The 5,457-nt window shown below is 65.3% G+C and carries 4 protein-coding genes; all 4 read right to left on the reverse strand.

Going from position 1 to position 5,457, the window contains the following annotated elements:
• Positions 1-499 (reverse strand): PPE domain-containing protein (locus AC2VOG_RS13050; RefSeq protein WP_486940318.1); only part of this gene is annotated, 499 nt, incomplete at its 3' end.
• 9 nt (positions 500-508) lie between these two features.
• The gene (locus AC2VOG_RS13055) at positions 509-811 is read right to left on the reverse strand and encodes a PE domain-containing protein (protein ID WP_486940319.1); all 303 of its coding nucleotides are present in this window, start codon (positions 809-811) and stop codon (positions 509-511) included.
• Positions 812-882: 71 nt separating this feature from the next.
• Complete coding sequence (eccCa, locus tag AC2VOG_RS13060) at positions 883-4,959, reverse strand: type VII secretion protein EccCa (RefSeq protein WP_486940320.1); 4,077 nt, start codon at positions 4,957-4,959, stop codon at positions 883-885.
• 2 nt (positions 4,960-4,961) lie between these two features.
• On the reverse strand, positions 4,962-5,457 hold a 496-nt coding region (locus tag AC2VOG_RS13065), incomplete at its 5' end, for a type VII secretion protein EccB (RefSeq protein ID WP_486940321.1).

The following is a 5,457-nucleotide window of genomic DNA, read 5'->3' on the forward strand; positions in this document are numbered from 1 at the left end:
CAGTGAATCCGCCCAGTGCGGTCGAGTAACCCATTCCGATCGCCGAGTTGTGCGGCCAGTGCTCGCCGTAGTACTCCAGGTCGTGCTGGGCGATCGCCGGGGTGAACTGCCACAGGACGCTGGGGTTGGCCTTGTCCATGGCGTCGCGTCTGGCCCGGTTGGACTGGCTGACCACCGACGGAATGACCGAGGACCGCGCGGTGGTGAAGGCATCGACCGCGCCTTGGCTGATCGCGACCTTGTGCGCCGTCCAACCGGCCGCGGTGTGCAGTCCCGCGTTGAGGCTGTTCGCGGCCGCGGCCGAAGCCGTGGATCCCAGACCCGACCACGACGCCAGCGTCACTGCGGTGTTGGCGCTCGACACGCCCGCCGCCATCTCGTGATGGCAGGTCTCGGTCACCCAGACCGCGTTGTTGGCGACCACCGAAACGGGCGAACCCGTCTCGAACGTCGCCGCGATGACCTCCGGTGGCCCGGTCCAGCGTGGATCGCCCGGCATGCTCGTCGGTCAGCCCAGGGCGGTGCCATGGATCGCGTCCATGGCCTCGTAGGTGGTTGACGCCAACGACTGCGCGCCCGCGAACGCCGTCCGTTGCCGGACGTGATCGGCCATCGTCGCCAGGTAACAGGCGCCGGTCGCGTTCAATGCCGCGGCAAAAGCCGCCGAATCGGCGTCGGCCGCCATCGGCGTCACCCCGGTCAGTGCCGCTGCCCCGGCGGCCGTAGTGGCTGCCATCTCGGCGCCGATGCCGGTCTCGGTGGCCGCCGAGGAATTGACTGCGGCTGCCGTGACACCGAATCCGCTCGTCATGCTGCCTCCCAGGTTTGACCGCAGATCACCCGAGTTTAATTGACCAGCATGCGGTGTCGAGTCAGGACTTACTAATCCGGCGTTCCGACCAGCACGCCCTCGATGTCGCCTTCGGTGGTCACCAGCAGTCCACGGCCGGGAGCTAATTGCTGCGCGCTTGTGCGCCCGAACACCTTCACGCTCGCCGGATCGTTGTCCATGAACAGGGTCGGCGAGCGCGATCCGGCGAGCTTTTGGATGAACGGGTTCATCACAGCCTGAGCGGCCCAGTTGCCGGGCAGACGCGAGGCGATCACGTGCAGTCCGATCTCGCGGCTTCGTTCGACCAGACCCCACAACGGCGCTGTCGCGGCCGGCCGGATGGCTTGGTTGTGCGGCCGCAATTCGTGCTCGTCGTCGATGAGCAGGAAGTGGCGCGGGCCCTGCCACGGCTTCAAGTCCAGCAACTCTTCCTGCGTGAGACCGGACGGCGGCAGCCGATCCTGCAGCAGCGCCGCCAACTCCCCGATGACGTTGTCGATGTCATCGGCCGTGTACGCGTAGGCACGCACGTGCCGGCCGCGAATCCGGCCGATCAGCGTCGTCTTCGGGTCGATGATGGTGACCTGGGCCTGCTCGGGGGTGAACCGCTCGGTGATGGCGCGGCCGATGGCCGCGAGTGTCGTTGTTTTGCCGCATAACTGCCGCCCGACTACCAGAACATTCGGCAACGCCCGCGTCGGCAACGCCACCGGTTGCAGACCGCTCTCGCCGATCGCGAACGGGATGTTCAGCCGATCCTGCGCGGCGGGCGAGACACCGAAGTTCGCGATGATCTCGGTGAGCGACACCCGGTCGGGCAGACGCGACAGCGCCTCGACCCGGCCGGTGCCGGTGACCTGCGCGATCAGCGAGCCGATCCCGCGCGTCGCGACCTTTTCACCCTGGGTTCCGATCACCTCCGGCACTCCGACGAGCAGCTCGTGCCCGTCGCGCGTGAGCCCGAATCCCGGCCTGTCCAACGTGTTTCGCGCTGCCCTGCGCTGCTCGATCGAGGTGCCCATCTGCGACTCGTCGGGGTTGCTCAGGCGCAACTGGATCCGCGCATTGGAGACGTTCAGCAGGCCCTGTTTCTGGCCGACGAACCAGGCGGTGGCACTGGTCATCACGTGAATACCGTAGGAAAGCCCTTGGCGCGCAATGGCGATCGCACGGTCTCCGATCGCGGAGTCTTTGTCGTAGAGATCACCGTAGTTGTCGATGACGAGGAAGACGTCACCGAACTTGTCGTCGGGATCGGTTCCCCCGCCGCCGGCCGCGCCGAACCGCCGCTCGCGGAATTCGGAGATGTCTATCTGGTACTGCTTGAACGACGCTTCGCGCGCGCGGATCAACCCCTCGATCGTGGCAATCGTGCGCGACACCCCTTCGGTGTCGTTCAGGCTGACCACACCGGCCACGTGGGGGTAGTCCTGCACCGGATACAGCGCCGCGCCGATACAGAAGAACGTGACGCGTTCCGGGCGGTACATCAGCGCCGCCGACGTCATCAGCGTCATCAACGTGGTGGACTTGCCCCGCTGCGCGGTCCCGACCACCATGATGTTGTCCAGTTCGGCATCGATCACCTGCACCCGCTGAACGTGGTCTTCGGGAATGTCCACGATCGCATACGGCAGCACCAAACCCGGATTCTGCCCGTAGTCGACGTGCCAGGGCTTGTCGCGCCAGTAGGCCACCAGCGCATCGACCTGCTCACTGTATTCCAGTGGCGGAAGCCAGATCTGATGCGGAAGCCGGGCGGGGTGCGCGATCAGTGACTCGCGGATGACGTCGAGTAGCTTCTTCTTGCGGAAGCCGTCGGTATGGAAGAGGAACTCGTCGGGTTCCTCGGGCGCCTCGGCCACCGCCAACGCCGCACTGTCGTGATCGCTGAGTGGCTGGTACTCCCAGGTGAGTGGCCGTGGCTGCGAGAAACTGACATCGACCGTCTTACCGACCGCGACGACCTTCTTCGGCAACACGAACGGCGCAGACAGGTAGAAGCACCGGAACGGCTCGAGATCGCGTGGGCCCACTTTGAGAAGTGCGTACCCGTTTTCTTTCGACGGCAGGTGCAGTGCCGCATCGCTGCCGATGACATCACGGGAATCCTCGGCGGTCTCCGCGCGCAGGGCCACCCGGAATGCGATGTTGCTCTTGGCTTTACTCAACGACGACAGGTCCAGGCGCTGGCCGCCGAGAGTGAAGAACACGTTGCATCCGCGGCCTTCCTGACCGATGTGGATGACCAGCTGGATCCACTCCTGGTGATGGTGGAACAGCTCCAGGTATTCGTCGATGATCACCAGCAGTATGGGGACCGGCTCCAAATCCCGCCCGGCCAGCCGCATCTCTTCGTACTCGTTGGCATCGCGGGCACCGGCCTCTTTGAAAAGCCGGTAACGTCTTGCGATTTCGCCGTTGATGGCCTTGCGCATGCGCTCCGCGAGGTGACGGTCGTCCTTACCGAGGTTGGACAGCGAACCGGCGACGTGCGGGAGTCCCGCCAGGTCCTGGGCGGCTGACTCGAACTTCATGTCGACGAAGATCACCGCGAAGGTCTCTGGGGAGTGCGTCAGCGCGATGCCATTGGCCAGCGATAGGAAGAACTCCGACTTACCCGAGCCCGATGTTCCGATCACGACGGAGTGGAAACCGAAGCCGCCGAAGTCTTTTGCGCGGAATATCACGTACTGCAGTTCACCGCCCGGCTTGACACCGACCGGCACCATCGCCCACTTCGCGTCACCGCGGCCCCGGCTGTCGGCCCACAGCCGGTCGACGTCGAGGTGCCGTGGGTCGCCGATCCCCAGCGCACGTAGTAGCTCGACCCCCTGACTGTCGGTTTCGGACAGGTCGTCGGCGCTCATCGGCGACCAGCGCGCCAACGCTCGCGCGTATCGACTGGCGGTCGAGTCGGCGAGCATATCGGCGACGGCGTAGAACACGCCGCGGTGATAGAGCCGACCTTCCCGGAGTTCGAAGCGCTGGCCGTCGTCGAGGAAGCCGACGCCGACACCGGATCGAGTTGCCAATCGCAGCACCGTGATTCCGGCCATGCCCTTCTGCCCGGTCACACTTTCCCACTGCTCCGGCGTCCCGACGTTGTCGTCGACGATGATCCAGTGCGGGCCCAGGGTCAACCCCGGCACTTCCATCGCCGACGGCATCGACGTCGGGCTGCTGCCGACCGGTGGTGACCAGGGTCCGCGGCCCTTGCGGTGCAATTCGGCATCGAGCGCTTCTTCTAACTCGGTGGGCGAAATGAACACGAGTCTGCGCAGGCCACACGCGTCGAACATCTCGTCATGCTGGTTGTGCGGCAGCCAGACCAACCACGACCACAACTCGGGATGGCGGGTGACCACCATGATCTTGACGTCGTTGGGGCTGTGATAGACGGCCAGCGAGCACAGGATCGAGCGCGCGACCTTGTGCAGCTCGACGGGATCGCCTGCAATGAAGCTGAATCCGGGTTTGGACCGCAGGCCCAACACCTTGCCGATCCCGCGAATCTTGCTCTGCTCGAGAATGAAGTCGCGCAACGCGCCACCGGTCACCGGCTCGAGCTCTTCACCGATCGGCACCTCCGGCCACTGCAGCGACACTGCCGAGTCGCTGGCCTGCTGCACCCCGATGCCGACCCGCACGTCCAAGAAATCCGCGTCACCGGGGCGGCGTTCCCACATCCGCGGGCCGCCGATCACGGTGTCCAGCTTCTGCGGATCACCGTGCACAAACAGCTGGCTGCGTCGATGATCCTGCGCGGCGCGCTGCACCTCGTCACGATCCTCGTCGAGCTGTCGCAGATAGACGCGCCGCTGCTTTTCCTGTTCGCCCCAGGAGATCCGCCTGCCGCGACCGAACCGTCCGCTGAACATCAGCGCGCCGAATCCCGCCAGCCCCATCATCGGGAAAAAGCCTGACTGCAGCGAGCGCACACCCGAGGTGTACATCACCACCAACGTGCCGATGATCCCCACGAGCAACGCGGGCAAGGCGATCATCAACAGGATGTTGCGCGGCTCGCGCTCCGGCAGCGCCAATGGCGGTGCGACCGCGACCCGCACCGGAGGTACCGTCGGCGCGGGTTTGCGTGCTGCCCGCACAAAACCACGTTTGGACATGCCTAACCTCCGACCAGTTCGTTGGCTTCCGGGATCGGCGCCACCGCACCACCTCCGTTGATGGTGTCGTGCGCCAGCAATGCGCTGTCGCGACTGATGGCCGGCCCTGCCGCGAACGTGCGTACGATCGGCCACGGGGCCGAAACGGCGCTGCGCGGATCCAGCCCGAGTGCCTGCAGCGTCTTGTCGTCCCACTGCACGCCGAACCGAACGCCTTGCGGGGAGACCCAATACAGGCTTTCACGGCTTTGCGCCGTCGCGACGCCGCTCGTGGTGGCAACGAAATTCGCTGCACCCGGCAACATCAGCGTCTGGTCTGCCTCCACCGACTCGGGATGCCGGTCGTCGCGTACCAAACGCACCACTCGGCCGTCCATTCCGATCGGCACCGGCAGACCCCTACCGCTGTAGACGGTGATCGAGGCTTGCGGATCGGTGGACTGTTTCTGCCATGCCACACATGTGACCGGATTCGCCTTTTTGTCAACAAAATTCAGC

Source organism: Mycobacterium sp. TH-M11 (assembly GCF_057473725.1).